This is a genomic window from Halomonas beimenensis, assembly GCF_002549795.1.
Classification (GTDB): Bacteria; Pseudomonadota; Gammaproteobacteria; order Pseudomonadales; family Halomonadaceae; genus Halomonas; species Halomonas beimenensis.
On the sequence record NZ_CP021435.1, the window covers coordinates 1894695 to 1910828 of the forward strand.

Here is a 16134-nt window from a genome sequence, read left to right on the forward strand (position 1 = left end):
ACAAGAAACGACGACGCCGGCCTCGAGGGCCGGCGTCGTCGTTCCGCCGCCGTTGATCAGGCGGCGGCGGTCTTGTGCGCCTCGCGCAGGCGGCGGCGGAAGAGGGGCTCCGGGTCGTCCGTGCCGGGCTGGTAGCTGCGGCTGAAGGTATCCAGCGCCTGGAGGGCATCCTCGACGAGCTGGTCCTCGCGCAGCAGGAAGGCGTCGAAGCCGCAGCGGGACATGTAGAACAGCTGGTCGATGAGGACATCGCCCACGGCGCGGATCTGGCCCCGGTACCCGTGACGCTCGCGCAGCAGGCGCGCGATGCTGTAGCCGCGGCCATCGGTGAACTTGGGGAAGTCGATGGCCACCAGAGGGGCGGCCTCGAGCTCCCGGGCCAGTTCGGCGGTCATCTCGGTATCGCTCGGCAGCCAGGGGGCGAGGTCCTCGCCCTTGGACGAGGCCTGCCAGTCGGCGAGCGGGATGATGGCCGGCCGGCCCTCGGGGCGCTGCTCGGCCGCCTCGCAGAGGGCCCAGGCGTCGGTGACGACGCGACGGTCGGCGATCAGGGGACGCTGGCTGGTCGGCTCAGGCATAGACACGCTCCTTGAAGGGTTTCAGGCCGATGCGGCGGTAGGTGTCGACGAAGGTCTCGTCGGGGGTGCGTTCGCCGACGTAGACCTGCAGCAGCTTATCGATCACCGACGGTACGTCCTCGCGGTAGAAGGAGGGGCCGAGGATCTTGCCCAGGGAGGCGCCATTGCCCTGGCTGCCGCCCAGCGAGATCTGGTAGTACTCCTCGCCCTTCTTGTCGACGCCCAGGATGCCGATGTGGCCCACGTGGTGGTGGCCGCAGGCGTTCATGCAGCCGGAGATGTTGAGCTCCAGCGGCCCCAGGTCATAGAGGAAGTCCAGGTCCTCGAAGCGCTCCTGGATGGCATGGGCGACCGGGATCGACTTGGCGTTGGCCAGGCCGCAGTAGTCGCCGCCGGGGCAGCAGATGAGGTCGGCCAGGGTGCCCACGGTGGGGTTGGCGAGGCCCAGCGACTCGAGGCGCTGCCAGAGCTCCTCCAGGCGATCCACCGGCACGTCGGTGAGCACCAGGTTCTGTTCGTGGGTCACCCGCAGCTCGCCGTAACTGTACTCGTCGGCCAGGTCGGCGATGGCAGCCATCTGCTCGGAGGTGACGTCGCCCGGGGAGTGCTCGCGGCGCTTGAGCGACAGGGTCACGGCCTTGTAGCCGGGGACCTTGTGATCGGTGACGTTGTTGGTCACGAAGCGGGCGAAGGCACGGTTCTCGGCACGCAGCGCCTCGAAGGCCTCGAGGGCTTCCGGGGCCACCTCGCGGCGCTCGGGGTCGACGAAGTGGTCGGCCACGGCCGCCACGGCCTCCTCGGTGAGGGTCTGGGGACCGTCCTTGAGGTGGGCCCACTCGGCCTCGACCCGGCGGCGGAACTCCTCGACGCCCAGTGCCTTGACCAGGATCTTGATCCGCGCCTTGAACTTGTTGTCCCGGCGACCGAACTGGTTGTAGACGCGCAGGATGGCCTCGAGATAGGTCAGCAGGTGCTGCCAGGGCAGGTCCTCGCACACCGTCTCGCCGATCATCGGCGTGCGGCCCAGCCCGCCGCCGGCCAGCACCCGGACCCGCACCTCGCCGGCATCGTCGCGCCACAGGCGCAGGCCCACGTCGTGCACCTGGATGGCCGCGCGATCCTCTTCGGCGCCGGTGACGGCGATCTTGAACTTGCGCGGCAGGTAGGCGAACTCCGGGTGGAAGGTGGACCATTGGCGGACCAGCTCGCACCACGGGCGCGGATCGACCTCCTCGTCGGCGGCGATGCCGGAGAACTGGTCGGTGGTGGTGTTGCGGATGTCGTTGCCGCTGGTCTGGATGGCGTGCATCTGGACGCTGGCCAGCTCGGCCAGGATGTCCGGCACGTCCTCGAGCGCGGGCCAGTTGAGCTGCAGGTTGGTGCGGGTGGTGAAGTGTCCGTAGCCACGATCGTAGCGCGCGGCGATCTCACCGAGCTTGCGCAGCTGGTAGGAAGCCAGCATGCCGTAGGGGATGGCGATACGCAGCATGGGCGCATAGCGCTGGATATAGAGACCGTTCTGCACGCGCAGCGGCAGAAACTCCTCGTCGCTGATCTTGCCCTCGAGGTAGCGACGCATCTGGTCGCGGAACTGGGCGACGCGCTCGTCGACCAGGGTCTGGTCATGGGTGTCGTAACGGTACATTCAGCGCTTACCTGCAACTGGGAAGTGGTGAAGCTTGGCGACTACCTTAACGGGCCGCGTTTATTCTATAAAAGAATAAATCTTCATAGTTTATATTCGAAATGGAATGAGGCAACCGCCTCAGATGGCCAGCCGCTGCCAGCGGCGGCGCTGCCAGATCAGCACGAAACCGGCGGAATTGAGACACCGGTAGACGAGCTGGACCCACCAGATGCCGACCAGCCCTTCTCCCTGCTGGACGCCGACCCACCAGGCCAGGGGCAGGAAGACCAGCCACTGCAGGGTCAGGGTCATGGTCATCACGGTGCGGTTGGCGCCGGCACCCAGCAGGGCCTGGGCGAAGACCACGGCGGCGGCGTCCAGCACGATCATCACCGCGGTGAGCTGTAGCGGCAACCGCCCCATGGCGATCAACGCCTCGTCGTGCAGGAAGAGGGACAGCACCGCCTCGGGCAGTACCGCCATGGGCAGGGCGATCACCGCCAGGCAGGGCCAGGCCAGCCGGACCACGTCCCAGCCCCAGCGGTGGGCGTCGCGGTGATCCTGACGTCCCAGCGACTGGCCGACCAGGCTCATCGCCGCCATGCCGAGCCCCACGCCGGGCAGGATCAGCAGCAACGAGAGGTTCACCAGCACGTGGCCCACCGCCACGCTGGCGGTGCCGATCTGGGCGAGGATCCAGAACAGCACCGCGTAGCCGGCGGCGAACCAGATCTGCTGGAAGGAATGCGGGGCGGCCAGCCGCAGGGTGGTGAGGTAGGTCCGGGCCCGGGGGCGGCACGCCAGGAAGCCGCTGGGCCTGGCGTGGCGCAGGCTCAGGACCGACCAGATGGCCAGGCCGGCGTAGAGCGAGAGGGTGGTGCCGGCGCCGGCGCCGGCGGCCCCCATGGCGGGCAGGCCGGCGAGCCCGAAGATCAGCCCCACGCTGGCCACCACATTGATCAGGTGCATCAGCAGGATGATGCGCAGGTAGACGCCGGTCTCCTGGATGCCGTTCCAGTAGCCGCGGTAGCAGAAGATCATCGCCACGGGCAGCAGCGACACGACCCGCCAGCGAAAGTAGCCGACCGCCTCGGCGTTCACCGCCGGGTCCTGCTGGATCAGCGCGAGCAGCGTCGGCGCCTGCCACAGGCACAGCAGGGTCAGGGGGACCGCCACGACCAGCGCGATGGCGAGGCCGGCATTGAGCGCCAGGGCCCGGCGTCCCCAGTCCTGCTCGCCGTGGCGGCGGGCGGTCTGGGCCTGTACCCCGGAGGACAGGCCGAACACCACGGCGCTGACCAGGAAGATGGCGTAGCCCCCGATGCCGACCGCCGCCAGGGGGACCTCGCCGAGCGAGCCCACCAGGGCGGCATCGACCAGGTTGAGCAGGCTCTGGGTGAGCATGCCGCCGATGATCGGCAGGGCGAGACGCAGGATGGTCTGGCGGCGCGAGGCGTCAGGCAGCATGCCGGTGACCCTGGGTGTCGATGCCGGGCCCGAGCTGCGGGCCCGGTGCGGGGCGGTTGGACATCAGCTCGGATCGTAGGAGAGCACCGGCATGAGCCAGCGCTCCAGCTCTTCCAGGGACATGCCCTTGCGTTCGGCCAGCGCCTCGACCTGGTCGCGGGTGATCTTGCCGGTGGAGAAGTACTTCGACCGGGGATGGGCGAAGTACCAGCCGGAGACGGCCGCGGCGGGCCACATGGCGAAGCTCTCGGTCAGCTCGAGCCCGGCGTTGGCCTCGGCGTCGAGCAACCGGAAGAGGGTGGCCTTCTCGGTGTGGTCCGGGCAGGCGGGGTAGCCCGGCGCCGGTCGGATGCCCTGATACTTCTCGGCGATCAGCGCCTCGTTGTCCAGGGCCTCGTCGGCGGCGTAGCCCCAGAATTCCTTGCGCACCCGCTCGTGCATGTGCTCGGCGAAGGCCTCGGCGAGGCGGTCGGCCAGCGCCTGGACCATGATGGCGTTGTAGTCGTCGCCGGCGGCCTTGTAGCGCTCGGCGAGCGCCTCGACGCCGTGGCCGGTGGTCACCGCGAAGCCGCCGATCCAGTCCGGCTTGCCGCTGTCCCGGGGGGCGACGAAATCGGCCAGGCTGTAGCAGACGCCCTCGCGATTCTTGGCGGTCTGCTGGCGGATGTGGTGCAGGCGCTCGATCACCTCGGTGCGTGACTCGTCGGCATAGACCTCGATGACGTCGTCGTCGACGGTGTTGGCCGGCCACAGGCCGATCACCCCGCGAGCCTGGATCAGACGCTCGTCGATCAGGCGCGCCAGCATCGCCTGGGCGTCGGCGAAGAGGTGCCGTGCCGCCTCGCCGACCTTGGCGTCGTCGAGGATCGCGGGGTACTTGCCGGCCAGCTGCCAGCTCATGAAGAAGGGCGTCCAGTCGATGCGCTCGACCAGCGCCTGCAGGTCATAGTCGTCGAAGACCTCGAGGCCGGTCATCGCCGGGCGCGGCGGGGTGTAGGCGTCCCAGTCCAGGGCCGGCTTGTGGCGGCGCGCCTCGGCGTAGCTCATCTCGGCGGCCTTGGGGCGGCGCTTGGCGTTGCGCTCGCGCACGGTCTCGTACTCGGCCCGGATCTCGGCCACGTAGGCCTCCTTGAGGCCCGGCGAGAGCAGCTTGCCGGCCACGCCCACCGCCCGGGAGGCGTCGGTGACGTAGATCACCGGATGCTCGTAGCCCGGCTCGATCTTCACCGCGGTATGGGCCTTGGAGGTGGTGGCCCCGCCGATCAGCAGCGGGATCTCGAAGCCCTGGCGCTGCATCTCCTTGGCCACATGGACCATCTCGTCCAGCGAGGGCGTGATCAGCCCGGACAGGCCGATGATGTCGGCGTTCTCTTCCTTCGCCGTCTGCAGGATCCTCTCCGCCGGCACCATCACGCCGAGGTCGATCACCTCGTAGTTGTTGCACTGCAGGACGACGCCGACGATGTTCTTGCCGATGTCGTGGACGTCGCCCTTGACGGTGGCCATGACGATCTTGCCCTTGGCCTGGGTGTCGGCACTCTTCTCCGCCTCGATGAAGGGGATCAGGTAGGCCACCGCCTGCTTCATGACCCGGGCCGACTTGACCACCTGGGGGAGGAACATCTTGCCCGCGCCGAACAGGTCGCCGACCACGTTCATGCCGTCCATCAGCGGGCCCTCGATGACCTCGATGGGACGCGCGGCCCGCCGACGCGCCAGCTCGGTGTCTTCCTCGATGTAGGCGGTGATGCCCTTGACCAGGGCGTGCTCGATGCGCTTCTCCACCTCCCAGGAGCGCCACTCCAGGTCCTCCTTCCTGGCGCCGCCGCTGCCGTCGCCCTTGTACTTGTCGGCCAGGTCGAGCAGCCGCTCGGTGGAATCGCCGCGCCGGTTCAGGACCACGTCCTCCACGGCCTCGCGCAGTTCCTCGGGCAGGTCGTCGTAGACCGCCAGCTGGCCGGCGTTGACGATGCCCATGGTCAGGCCGGCGCGGATGGCATGGTAGAGGAACACCGAGTGGATGGCCTCGCGCACCGGGTTGTTGCCGCGGAACGAGAAGGAGACGTTGGACACGCCGCCGGAGACCATGGCGTGGGGCAGGTGCTCGCGGATCCAGCGGGTGGCCTCGATGAAGTCCACGGCGTAGTTGTCGTGCTCCTCGATGCCGGTGGCGATGGCGAAGATGTTGGGGTCGAAGATGATGTCTTCCGGCGGGAAGCCGATCTCGTCCACCAGCAACCGGTAGGCGCGCTGGCAGATCTCGGTCTTGCGCGCGAAGGTGTCGGCCTGGCCCTGCTCGTCGAAGGCCATCACCACCACGGCGGCGCCGAAGCGCCGGCACTTGGTGGCCTGCTCGCGGAAGGCGGCCTCGCCCTCCTTGAGCGAGATGGAGTTGACCACGGCCTTGCCCTGGATGCACTTGAGCCCGGCCTCGAGGATCTCCCACTTGGAGGAGTCGACCATGATCGGCACCCGGGCGATGTCGGGCTCGCCGGCGATCAGGTTGAGGAAGCGCACCATGGCCTCCTCGGACTCCAGCATGCCCTCGTCCATGTTGACGTCGATGACCTGGGCGCCGTTCTCCACCTGCTCGAGGGCCACCTCCAGGGCGGTGGTGTAGTCCTCTTCCTTGATCAGCCGCTTGAAGCGGGCCGACCCGGTGACGTTGGTGCGCTCGCCGACGTTGACGAACAGCGAGTCGTGCTCGATGTTGAACGGCTCGAGGCCCGACAGGCGGCAGGCCAGCGAGCGCTCGGGGAGCTCGCGGGGCGCCAGGCCCTGGATGGCCCGGTGAATGGCCGCGATGTGCTCGGGCGTGGACCCGCAGCAGCCGCCGATGATGTTGACCAGCCCGCTGCGCGCGAACTCGGCGACGATGGCGGCCATCTCCTCGGGCGTCTGGTCGTACTCGCCGAACTCGTTGGGCAGGCCGGCGTTGGGGTGAGCCGAGACGAAGGTGTCGGCCTTCTCGGCGAGCTCCTTGAGGTAGGGGCGCAGTTCCTCGGCCCCCAGGGCGCAGTTCAGGCCCACGGAGAGCGGCCGGGCGTGACGGATCGAGTTCCAGAACGCCTCGGTGGTCTGGCCGGAGAGGGTGCGCCCGGAGGCATCGGTGATGGTGCCGGAGATCATCACCGGGAGCCGTTCGCCGCGGTCTTCGAACAGCTCCTCCAGGGCGTAGATGGCCGCCTTGGCATTGAGGGTGTCGAAGATGGTCTCGATCAGGATCAGGCCGCTGCCGCCGGCGATCAGCGCCTCGGCGGCTTCCCGGTAGTTGTCGCGCAGCTCGTCGAAGGTGACGTTGCGCTTGGCCGGGTCGTTGACGTCCGGCGACAGCGAGGCGGTCCGCGAGGTCGGGCCGAGCACCCCGGCGACATAGCGCGGCACGCCGGTCTCCTCGGCCACGGCGTCGCACACCGCCCGGGCCAGGCGCGCCGATTCCCGGTTGAGTTCGGGCACCAGCGCTTCCATGCCGTAGTCGGACTGGGACAGGCGGGTGCTGTTGAAGGTGTTGGTCTCGACGATGTCGGCGCCGGCCTCCAGGTAGTCCCGGTGGATCCGCGTCACCAGCTCCGGGCAGGTCAGCGCCAGCAGGTCGTTGTTGCCCTTGAGCTCGGAGGGCCAGTCGGCGAAGCGTTCCCCGCGGAAGTCCTCCTCCGACAGCGCGGCATTCTGCAGCATGGTGCCCATGCCCCCGTCCAGCATCAGGATGCGCCGGCGGAGGCTGTCGGTGAGGGTGGCGGTCAGGGGGGTCGGAACGGCGGCCATGGGTCGAGTCTATCTCCAGCGTAGGGGCGTCGGGGCGCGGCGACGGCGCTTTCTCTTTGTGGCGTGGGGCGTCCGTCGGGGCCGGCACGGGGCCGGACAAGCCCACTATCCTAGCAAAACCCGCGGCACCGGGGCAGGGGCCGCCCCTGTCGCGTCCTTCATCCTTCCGTTGAGCGATTTTCATGGGGCGAGGGCAAGGGCTGGCGAGCGAGGAGCGAGGCGAGCAGGAGGGCTAAAACCCAGCGTCACGGTCGGGATTGTCAGGGGGCGGGCAGTCGCTTACCATGACCCCAAATCCTCATTCCCGGCCCGCGCCCAGGCGCGGCTCGACAGCGAGAGCACCATGAGCGACACCATCCAGATCACCGACAGCGCCCAGGATTACCTTGCCGAGCTGCTGGCCAAGCAGAACGTCGAGGGGATCGCCGTGCGCATCTTCATCACCCAGCCGGGCACCCCCTACGCCGAGACCTGCCTGGCGTACTGCCGGCCCGGGGAGGAAGAGCCCAGCGATGAGCGCCTGGAGCTCGAGAAGATCGTCGTCTACCTGGACAAGAACAGCCTGCCCTTCCTCGAGGAGGCGGTGGTGGATTTCAACGCCGATCGCATGGGCGGCCAGCTGACCATCAAGGCGCCCAACGCCAAGATGCCCAAGGTCAACGCGGACAGCCCGCTGGAAGATCGCGTCAACTATGTCCTCTACAGCGAGATCAATCCCGGGCTCGCGGCCCATGGCGGCGAGATCAAGCTGGTCGAGCTGACCGAGGACCAGGTCGCCGTGCTGGCCTTCGGCGGCGGCTGCCAGGGTTGCGCCGCGGTGGACCTGACCCTCAAGGAAGGCGTCGAGAAGACCCTGATGGAGCGCATCCCGGAGCTCGCCGGCATCCGGGACGTGACCGATCATACGGACACCACCAACGCCTACTACCGCTAGGAAACCCTGATTTGCTGCTGCGCTCGATAGGCCGGCCGCCGGCGGTGCCGAGGCGTCGGACCGTCGCGATCCTCATTTAGCAGCACGTAAACTCCGGTCGCTCCGCGCCGGCGGCAACCGGCCTATCTTCGCTCGCGACGCAAATCAGCGCTTCCTTGCTTGGTTCTCGGCATTGTCTGCCTTCTCGGGCCCCGCACTAGCGGGGCCCGCGTCGTTTTCGGCCGTCTCGTCGAGCCGCTCCCGGGTCTCGCGGAGGCTCTCCAGCGACGACCAGAGGCGATCCTCGAGGCGCCGCTCCAGTGCCTCGATGCGGGCCTGGCGTGAGGCCAGGGCCTTCGCGCCGTCCTCCACCTGCGCCGCGAGGCGCGCCTTCTCCTCCTGCAGCGCCGTTCGGGCGGCCTCGGCGTCGCGGCGGGCCTGTTCCTCGGTGCGCCGCCGGCGCTGTTCCTCGGCAAGCTCCTCGCGCAGCGATTGCTGTTCCGCCTGGCTCGCCTCGAGGCGCTTCTCCAGACGATCCTGACGCGTGGCCTGGGCCTTCTCCGCGGCCTGGCGCTCCTGGCGAGCCTCGTCGAGCAGGCTCATCAGGCGGGCCTCGGCGGTCTCGTGCCGTTGTTCCTCCTGGGCGAGACGCTGTTGATGGACCGCCTCCTGATCGGCGAGGGCCTGGCGGTGCGCCTGGGCCTGGCGCTCGAGCTCGCCCTGCAGTTCGTCCAGGCGCGTCTCCAGTCGCTGGAGGGTCTCGCGCTGCCGGGCCTCGCGGCTTGCCAGGGCGTCATGGTCGGCCTGCAGGCGGGCGAATTCGGCGGTCCGTTCGGTGAGGCGCTCCTCGGTGCGGGCCAGGTGCGCGGACAGGGCCGATTCCCGCTGCTGGGCATCCTCGGCCTGGCGCTCGGCCTCGGCGGTCGCCTCCCGGGCGTCGGCCACCTTGTCGTCGGCTTCCCGGCGATAGTGGGCGAGCGCCTCGTTGGCCGACTCCTGGGCCTGTTGCCAGAGGGATTCGGCGAGCTCCTGCAAGGCGGCGGGCATGCCTCGCGGCGGCGGCACGTCGCGATTCTCCTCGCGGCGCTTTCGCCATTCCCGGAGGTGCTCGCTGATGGTGGTGAAGCTCCCCGTCCCCAGGGTCTCGCGTATCTTCTGCACGCTGGGCGCCTCGCCCCTGGCCATCAGGCCATCGATCGCCCGCTGGACATCCTCGTACTGCACCCCGCTGCGCGCCATGCCGGTCTCCTTGGATTCGAAGGCCCCTCCGGGCCCGTGATGGCGTCACTATACCTCGGGCAGGGGGCGGGATAAAGCTTATTACGTAATACGTAAAACGTAATCTACGTTATTCCCCAGGGCATAGGAGCAAGATTACGCGGCTTATCTTGATCATGAAGGCTTACGCGGGCGACACTGAGTCGCCAGGAGCCCATCGACAGGAGCAGGGAGGCACGGGAATGACGGAGGCAGGCATCGGGCAGGCGCTGGCGGCGGTGCTGGAGCGGCCCGAGGTGGCGGCGGGGTAGGCGGTGCCCGCCGGGACGGGCCGGGCGCATATCCCGGCCCGGAGCGACGCCGAGGCGGTGGCGCTGTGGCTGGTCGAGTACCGCGGCAGCCCGCACACCCAGCGGGCCTATCGCCGCGAGGCGGAGCGATTGCTGCTCTGGCTGGCCGATCGGGGGATGGCCCTGGCCGAGATGCGCCGGGAGCACCTGGACGCCTTCGAGGCCTTCCTCGGCGATCCCCGTCCCCGCGAACGCTGGGTGGGGCCCACGCGCCCGCGCCGGGATCCGCGCTGGCGACCCTTCCGCGGGCCCTTGTCCCCGGCCAGTCGTCGCCAGAGCCTGGTGATCCTGCAGGGGCTCTTCGCCTGGCCGCGGGAGGCGGGCTGGCTCGATCACAACCCCTTTCGGCTGATGCGCGACAAGCGTCGGCGGCTGGACAACCGTCAGGGGAGGGTGGAGCGCTACCTGGAGCGGCCGCTGTGGGACTGGCTATGGGGCTGGCTGGATCACCAGCCGGCGCCGGAGACATCGCCCCGGGCGCGCTTCGAGCGCGAGCGGCGGCGCCTGGCCTTCGGGTTCGCCTACCTGCTCGCCCCGCGGATCGGCGAGATGGCCGCGGCCAGGATGAACGACTTCCGCCCTCGCGAGGGCCGGTGGTGGTGGCACACGGTGGGGAAGGGCGGCAAGGCGGCCAGCATCCCGGTGCCCCCCGACATGCGGCGACTGCTCGGCGAGTGGCGGGGGGCCCTGGGATTGCCCCCGGAACCGCGGCCCGACGAGGCCACGCCGGTGCTGCGCGGGCTGGACGGACATCGCGGTCTCGGCGAGAACCGTCTCTATCGATTGATCCGCCAGACCTTCCGGGAGGCCGCCGAGGCGCCCGAGGACCGGCTCGGTGCCGAGGCGGCCCGGGAGGCGGCGCTGCTGCGACGGGCCACGCCGCACTGGCTGCGACACACGGCGCTCACCCACCAGGCCCAGGCCGGCGTCGAGCTGCGCTATCTGGCCGAGACGGCGCGCCATTCACGGCTCGATACCACGGCCCGCTACCTCCATGCCGAGGAGGCGGAGTGGCACCGCCAGCAGTCGCGCCATGGCCTGTCGGCCACCCCGGCTCGGGCGGTACAATGGCCCCAACACAGTGAGGAGGCGCCATGAGCAACGAGATCACCGCCGAGCAGGCCCAGCAGGAACTCCTGGAGGAGTTCGAGATGTTCGACAACTGGATGGATCGCTACCAGTACATCATCGATCTGGGCAAGCAGCTGCCTGCCTTCCCCGAGGAGTGGAAGACCGAGGAGCGCAAGATCCAGGGCTGCCAGTCCAACGTCTGGATGCACCATCGGCGCGAGGGGGAGCGCCTGCAGTTCCAGGCCATCTCCGATGCCGCCATCGTCTCGGGGCTGATCGCCGTGCTGATGCGCATCTACAACGATCGCCGCCCCGAGGACATTCGCGGCACCAGTCCGCACTTCCTCAAGGACCTCGGGCTCGACAAGCATCTCTCCCCGACCCGCAGCAACGGGCTGAATGCCATGCTGGAGCGCATCTATCGGGTCGCCGAGCAGGAAGTCGCCTGAACGGGGCCGTCCCCGCCGACCTGCGGATGGCCAAGGCGCTCGCAGGCGACCGTGATATCGGCGGCGGGCGGGGTCGTGACTGGAACGGCGAGATGCCGAGCGGCCGAGGAGGCCGGCGCTAGCGGGATGACGCGTCCGGGGACGAGGTGTCGGGATCGCGGTGGTGGTAATGCTCGTCGAGCTCCGGATCCTCCCGGCACAGCCGCTCGCTGGGGCCGCCGGGCACCGGGTCGATCCCGCCGTCGGCCCCGGGGTGGCAGCGCAGGATCCGCTTCGCTCCCAGCCAGCCGCCCCGCAGCGGGCCATGCACCCTCAGGGCCTCCGCCGTGTAGTGCGAACAGCTCGGCCAGTAGCGGCAGCGCGGGCCGAGCAGCGGACTGATGGTCAGCTGGTAGAGCCGGACCAGGCCGATCAGCACGCCGGCCAGCCCACGGCTCATCCCCCGTCCCCACCGCGACGAGCGCATGGCCTCAGCGCGGAGCCTTGGCGCCGTAGAGCGCCTCGGGGGCGATCAGCGGCGCGGAGGTGATCCGCGCCCGATCGCCTTCCAGGGCCACGTAGAAGCAGCTGCGCCGGCCGCTGTGACAGGCGGGGCCGGTCTGATCCACCTGCAGCAGCAGGGTGTCGCCGTCGCGGTCCAGGGCGGCGCCCCGCAGTCGCTGCTGCTGGCCGGACGACTCGCCCTTGCGCCACAGCTTGCCGCGGGAGCGCGACCAGTAACAGACCCGCCCGGTGGCCAGGGTCTCCTCCAGCGCCTCGCGGTTCATCCACGCCATCATCAACACCTCGCCACTGTCGTGCTGCTGGGCGATGGCGGGGATCAGGCCCTCGGCGTTGAAGCGAATGGCGTCGAGAACCTCGGACAGCGGGCGACGACTGTCGCGCTCGGCGCCTTCCAGCGCCTTGAAGGTGTCGGTCATGCGGGCTCCTCGGGGGTCATGGCCTCGGCCCGGCGACAGGGCTCGCACTGGCCGAGCAGCTCGATGGTCTGGCGCTGGACCGCGAAGCCCTGCTCCCGGGCCCGGCGATTCAGCTGCTCGTTGATCTCGTCGAGATGCAGCTCCTCCACCCGGCCGCAATCGCGGCAGATCAGCAGCTGGAAGCCGTGGGCATGTTCCGGGCAGGGGCAGGCCACATAGGCATTCAGCGATTCGATGCGGTGCACCAGGCCCTGGTCGATGAGGAATTCCAGGGCGCGGTACACCGTGGGAGGGCGCGCCGACGCATGCTCGGCGGCGAGCCGATCCAGCAGGTCATAGGCCTTCAGACCGCCCCGGGTGTCGGCGATCATCTGCAGCACCCGTTGACGGATCGGGGTGAAGCGCACGCCTCGGCGGCGGCACTGTCGCTCGGCCTGGTGCATCAGGGCGCGGGAATCGGTCATGCGGGCCATGCAGTCGTCGGAATGAACCCGATATTCTACGCGCCCCCGGAGTCCGGAGCCAGCCGCCTCATGGGGCCAGCGGGCGCCCCGCGGCGGACCAGGCGCGGCGAGGCCGGACGGACGTGGCCGGGGGGAGGGGTGAGGTGCCGGCGTAGGCCGCCATCAGCTCATCGAGGAGCCGGCACTCCGCCGCCTTCTGTGACGCCAGGTCCCGCCAGAGGGGCGACAGGGCCGGCAGCAGCCGGCTGTCGAGGCAATAGCGCGAGAAGCGCCGCGACTGCTCCGCCGCGGCCCGGGTCCGCTTGAGCACCGCCAGGGCGTGGCCCTGACCTAGGATCAGGCAGCCGGAGGCGACCCCGGGCAGGGTGGCCACCTGGCGCGCCCGCTCGGCCTCGAGGGGCAGGGACAGGCCGAGCCGGCCGCCCGCGGCCTCGCAGGCCTGGCGACGGTGCTCGCAGGCGATACCGAGACTCGCCATCAGGCGGCTGAGTCCCTGACCGAAGGGCAGGAAGCGGAAGGCCAGGCGGCGATAGCGGCGCATCTCCTGAGCCTCGTGGTCGCGAGCCAGGCGGAGCACCTCCCGGGGCTGGGGATCCTCGGCGAGTGGGGTCATGATCGAGCGTCTCCCTGTTGTCATCGTTGTGGGAAGAAGGCGCGCGAATGCCCAGAATAGATGCCTCTTCGCCGGGGCGCGATCGCCTCGATCCGCGCTCAACCAACGGTGCCCGACTCACGCCGAGTGCCATGCGCAGACGAGCGATCGCGCCCGACGGCCGCCTCTCGGCCTCAGGCACTGGGGACCGCCGCCCGATCCGGCTGCGGGGTGGCGAGCTCGCTGCGACGGGCGAAGTGGTGCTGGGCGAAGGCCACGCGCTCCTCGACGGGCACGCCATCCGCCTGGCGTTCGACGAGATCGAGGCGCGGGCGCAGGCCCTCGCCGTTGGCCATCTGGATGGCCAGGCCGGGACGGGCATTGAGCTCCAGCAGCATGGGCCCGTGATCGCGGTCGAGCACCATGTCGGTGCCCAGGTAGCCCAGGGCGGTCATCTCGTAGCAGCCCGCGGCCAGCCGCAGGAGGGTCTCCCAGCCGGGGATCGAGAGGCTGGCGAGCTCGTGGCCGGTGTCCGGATGATCGTGGCGGGAGCGGTCGAACTGGACGCCGCGGATCGCGGTCCCGCTGGCGATGTCGATGCCCACCCCCACGGCGCCCTGGTGCAGGTTGGCCTTGCCGTCCGAGGCGGCGGTGGACACCCGCATCATGGCCATGACCGGGTAGCCCTTGAAGACGATGACGCGGATGTCCGGCACGCCCTCGTAGGTGTATTCGGAGAGGCTCTCGTCGAAGTTGATCAGCGCCTCGATCACGGCCACGTCGGGGGAGCCACCGAGGGAGTACAGGCCCGAGAGGATGTTGGAGACGTGGCGCTCCACGTCGCCGAGCGCGAGATGGGCGCCGCTCGGCTTGACGAAGTGCGCGCCGTCCCGGTACTCGATGACCAGGATGCCCTTGCCGCCGCTGCCCTTGGCCGGCTTGATCACGAAGCCGTGATGGCCCTCGAGCATCTCGCGGATGTGCTTGACGCCGAACTGGGTCGTCACCGTGCCGATCAGCGCCGGCGTGGTGATGGCATGCTGCTGGGCCAGCAGCTTGGTCTTGAGCTTGTCGTCGACCAGCGGGTAGAGCCGCCGATCGTTGTACCGGCCGATGTAGCGAATGTTGCGCCGGTTCATGCCGATGATGCCCTTGGCACGGAGGCGGCCGGGAGAGGTCCACATGGGCTCAGTCCTCCGTCACCGGCTTGAAGCGCCGCAGTTCCAGCAGCCGATACCCGGTGTAGTTGCCGAGCATCAGGATCAGGGCCATCAGGATCAGCTGGACGCCGAGGAAGTTGAAGGTGATGTGGCGCACCCAGGGGTTGTTCATCGCCAGGTAGGCGAGTACCGCGGTGAGCAGGCTGCCGCCGCCCTGGATCAGCACCTCCTTGGGCCCTTCCTCCTCCCACAGGATCGACATGCGCTCGATGGTCCAGGACAGGATGATCATCGGGAAGAAGGTGATCTGCAGCCCGGCGTTGAGGCCGAAGCGAAAGGCCAGCACCGAGAACAGCGAGATGATGGCGATGACCGTGATGATCACCGCCGTGACCCGGGCCACCAGCAACAGGTTGAGGTAGGACAGGTAATTGCGGATCACCAGCCCCACGGCGACCACCAGCAGGAAGCCGACCAGACCGGTGACCAGGGTGGTCTGGATGAACGCCAGCGCGATCAACACGGGCATGAAGGTGCCCGAGGTCTTGATGCCCACCAGGACGCGCAGGATCACCACCACCAGCGCGCCGATGGGGATCAGCAGGATGGTCTGGAAGAGCGCCTGCTCCTCCAGGGGCAGGCTGTGAATGGAGAAGTTGAGCAGGGTCCCCGCATCCTCGGCCAGCTGGCTGCGCACCGCGGCGGCGGCGGGCTGGTTGCGCGACAGCATGGAGAAGGTCACCCGGGAGTTGGTCCCGCCCTCCACCTCGAGCACGGCCTGGCCGGCGGCCTCCCAGAGGAGCAGGTTGTCGGGACGCCCCTGGGTGCCGGTGGACGGGTCGAAGAGGGCGCTCTGGTCACCGTCATGCACCTGTATCCAGGACGTCAGGGTCTGGCGGCGACGGCCGTGCTCGAGCAGCAGGCCGCTGACTTCCCGGGCCGGCACGTCCGCCTGGTTGAGCAGGCGCACCAGCAGCGGCACGCGATCGAACTGCGTCAGCAGCAGGCGGGCATTCTCGCCTTGGCGTTCGTCGCCGAAGTCGCGGATCAGCTCCCTGGCGAAGGTGAAGGCATCGGCGCTGCGCGACCAGGCCCGCTCGATGACCTCACTCGCCGCGGTGTCGTAGGGCGGCTCCCAGGCCACCGAGGGATCCGGGCGCGGGGCCGGCACCTCGTTGCCGCGGGCCTGGGGCGCCGCGAGGATCTGGGCGCTGTAGTAGAGCTGCTGGCTGCCGGCCGCCTCGCGGGTCGACCACAGGGCCCGACGGACGCCGTCCTCCTCCAGGTAGCTCAGCCCGTACCCGGGCGAGGCGGTGTGTTCGGTGAGCAGCCGGAAGCCGCGCTGGGTGGAGGGCAGTGCCATGTTCACCTTGACCGGGCCGCCCTCGGCGCGGAAATTCACCTGCGCCTCGATCTCCCAGACCTGGCGGAGTTCGCCCGGCGTCCAGGGGACCTCGAACTGGACGTGACGGTGCACGCTCAGGCCGATACCAGCGGCCAGCAACAGGGCGACGATCAGATAGAAGGGCAGTCGGGACATCTTGGCTTCCTGGAAGGAGG

14 protein-coding genes are annotated in these 16134 nt (G+C 69.3%); 3 read left to right on the plus strand and 11 right to left on the minus strand.

Annotated elements, in window-relative coordinates; all coding sequences use genetic code 11:
* Positions 1–56: 56 nt before the first annotated feature.
* The 4 genes from BEI_RS09015 to metH all read right to left on the minus strand — a co-directional run bounded on the left by BEI_RS09015 (position 57) and on the right by metH (position 7437).
* Positions 57–578 carry a DUF934 domain-containing protein gene (locus tag BEI_RS09015; protein ID WP_097789204.1) on the minus strand — a complete coding sequence of 174 codons (522 nt, stop codon included), beginning with the start codon at positions 576–578 and terminating at the stop codon, positions 57–59.
* Positions 571–2223 carry a nitrite/sulfite reductase gene (locus BEI_RS09020; protein WP_097789205.1) on the minus strand — a complete coding sequence of 551 codons (1653 nt, stop codon included), beginning with the start codon at positions 2221–2223 and terminating at the stop codon, positions 571–573. Before BEI_RS09020 ends, BEI_RS09015 begins: the two co-directional genes overlap by 8 nt.
* A 120-nt stretch (positions 2224–2343) precedes the next feature.
* Positions 2344–3672 (minus strand): MATE family efflux transporter, encoded by a 1329-nt coding sequence (locus BEI_RS09025; RefSeq protein ID WP_097789206.1) that lies wholly within the window; start codon positions 3670–3672, stop codon positions 2344–2346.
* Positions 3673–3735: 63 nt separating this feature from the next.
* Entirely contained in the window at positions 3736–7437 is a 3702-nt protein-coding gene (gene metH / locus BEI_RS09030) for a methionine synthase (RefSeq protein ID WP_097789207.1), read from the minus strand.
* A gap of 343 nt (positions 7438–7780) precedes the next feature.
* Here metH and nfuA point away from each other — a divergent pair, with 343 nt between their 5' ends.
* Positions 7781–8371, plus strand: coding sequence for a Fe-S biogenesis protein NfuA (gene nfuA, locus BEI_RS09035; RefSeq protein WP_097789208.1), 591 nt, complete (start codon positions 7781–7783; stop codon positions 8369–8371).
* A gap of 144 nt (positions 8372–8515) precedes the next feature.
* Here the strand turns inward: nfuA and BEI_RS09040 are convergent, their stop codons facing one another.
* Entirely contained in the window at positions 8516–9589 is a 1074-nt protein-coding gene (locus BEI_RS09040) for a DNA-binding protein (protein ID WP_097789209.1), read from the minus strand.
* Between the two features lie 293 nt (positions 9590–9882).
* On the opposite strand from BEI_RS09040, the gene BEI_RS09045 reads away from it, so the two are divergent.
* Positions 9883–11016, plus strand: a complete 1134-nt coding sequence (locus BEI_RS09045; protein ID WP_193765185.1) for a tyrosine-type recombinase/integrase — start codon at positions 9883–9885, stop codon at positions 11014–11016.
* Positions 11013–11438, plus strand: coding sequence for a SufE family protein (locus BEI_RS09050; protein ID WP_097789210.1), 426 nt, complete (start codon positions 11013–11015; stop codon positions 11436–11438). The genes BEI_RS09045 and BEI_RS09050 overlap by 4 nt, the downstream gene beginning before the upstream one ends.
* Before the next feature lie 118 nt (positions 11439–11556).
* Here BEI_RS09050 and yidD read toward each other — a convergent pair whose 3' ends face one another.
* The 6 genes from yidD to BEI_RS09080 all read right to left on the minus strand — a co-directional run bounded on the left by yidD (position 11557) and on the right by BEI_RS09080 (position 16114).
* Positions 11557–11877, minus strand: a complete 321-nt coding sequence (yidD, locus tag BEI_RS09055) for a membrane protein insertion efficiency factor YidD (protein WP_227644659.1) — start codon at positions 11875–11877, stop codon at positions 11557–11559.
* A gap of 31 nt (positions 11878–11908) precedes the next feature.
* Positions 11909–12358: a phosphoribosyl-AMP cyclohydrolase gene (hisI, locus tag BEI_RS09060; RefSeq protein ID WP_097789212.1), complete on the minus strand. Its 450-nt coding sequence runs from the start codon at positions 12356–12358 to the stop codon at positions 11909–11911.
* Positions 12355–12822 (minus strand): transcriptional repressor, encoded by a 468-nt coding sequence (locus BEI_RS09065; protein ID WP_097791042.1) that lies wholly within the window; start codon positions 12820–12822, stop codon positions 12355–12357. Before BEI_RS09065 ends, hisI begins: the two co-directional genes overlap by 4 nt.
* A gap of 67 nt (positions 12823–12889) precedes the next feature.
* The gene (locus tag BEI_RS09070; RefSeq protein WP_097789213.1) at positions 12890–13435 is read right to left on the minus strand and encodes a hypothetical protein; all 546 of its coding nucleotides are present in this window, start codon (positions 13433–13435) and stop codon (positions 12890–12892) included.
* A 173-nt stretch (positions 13436–13608) separates the two neighbouring features.
* Positions 13609–14598 (minus strand): alpha-L-glutamate ligase-like protein, encoded by a 990-nt coding sequence (locus BEI_RS09075; protein WP_097789214.1) that lies wholly within the window; start codon positions 14596–14598, stop codon positions 13609–13611.
* 4 nt (positions 14599–14602) lie between these two features.
* The gene (locus BEI_RS09080; protein ID WP_097789215.1) at positions 14603–16114 is read right to left on the minus strand and encodes an inactive transglutaminase family protein; all 1512 of its coding nucleotides are present in this window, start codon (positions 16112–16114) and stop codon (positions 14603–14605) included.
* Positions 16115–16134 lie beyond the last annotated feature (20 nt).

Excerpts from the sequence above, each read along its gene's own strand:
- metH (WP_097789207.1), bottom strand. The coding sequence starts at position 7,437 with ATGGCCGCCGTTCCGACCCCCCTGACCGCCACCCTCACCGACAGCCTC.
- BEI_RS09020 (WP_097789205.1), bottom strand. The coding sequence starts at position 2,223 with ATGTACCGTTACGACACCCATGACCAGACCCTGGTCGACGAGCGCGTC.
- hisI (WP_097789212.1), bottom strand. The coding sequence starts at position 12,358 with ATGACCGACACCTTCAAGGCGCTGGAAGGCGCCGAGCGCGACAGTCGT.
- BEI_RS09065 (WP_097791042.1), bottom strand. The coding sequence starts at position 12,822 with ATGACCGATTCCCGCGCCCTGATGCACCAGGCCGAGCGACAGTGCCGC.
- BEI_RS09040 (WP_097789209.1), bottom strand. The coding sequence starts at position 9,589 with ATGGCGCGCAGCGGGGTGCAGTACGAGGATGTCCAGCGGGCGATCGAT.
- BEI_RS09050 (WP_097789210.1), top strand. The coding sequence starts at position 11,013 with ATGAGCAACGAGATCACCGCCGAGCAGGCCCAGCAGGAACTCCTGGAG.
- yidD (WP_227644659.1), bottom strand. The coding sequence starts at position 11,877 with ATGAGCCGTGGGCTGGCCGGCGTGCTGATCGGCCTGGTCCGGCTCTAC.
- BEI_RS09015 (WP_097789204.1), bottom strand. The coding sequence starts at position 578 with ATGCCTGAGCCGACCAGCCAGCGTCCCCTGATCGCCGACCGTCGCGTC.
- BEI_RS09070 (WP_097789213.1), bottom strand. The coding sequence starts at position 13,435 with ATGACCCCACTCGCCGAGGATCCCCAGCCCCGGGAGGTGCTCCGCCTG.
- BEI_RS09075 (WP_097789214.1), bottom strand. The coding sequence starts at position 14,598 with ATGTGGACCTCTCCCGGCCGCCTCCGTGCCAAGGGCATCATCGGCATG.
- nfuA (WP_097789208.1), top strand. The coding sequence starts at position 7,781 with ATGAGCGACACCATCCAGATCACCGACAGCGCCCAGGATTACCTTGCC.
- BEI_RS09080 (WP_097789215.1), bottom strand. The coding sequence starts at position 16,114 with ATGTCCCGACTGCCCTTCTATCTGATCGTCGCCCTGTTGCTGGCCGCT.
- BEI_RS09025 (WP_097789206.1), bottom strand. The coding sequence starts at position 3,672 with ATGCTGCCTGACGCCTCGCGCCGCCAGACCATCCTGCGTCTCGCCCTG.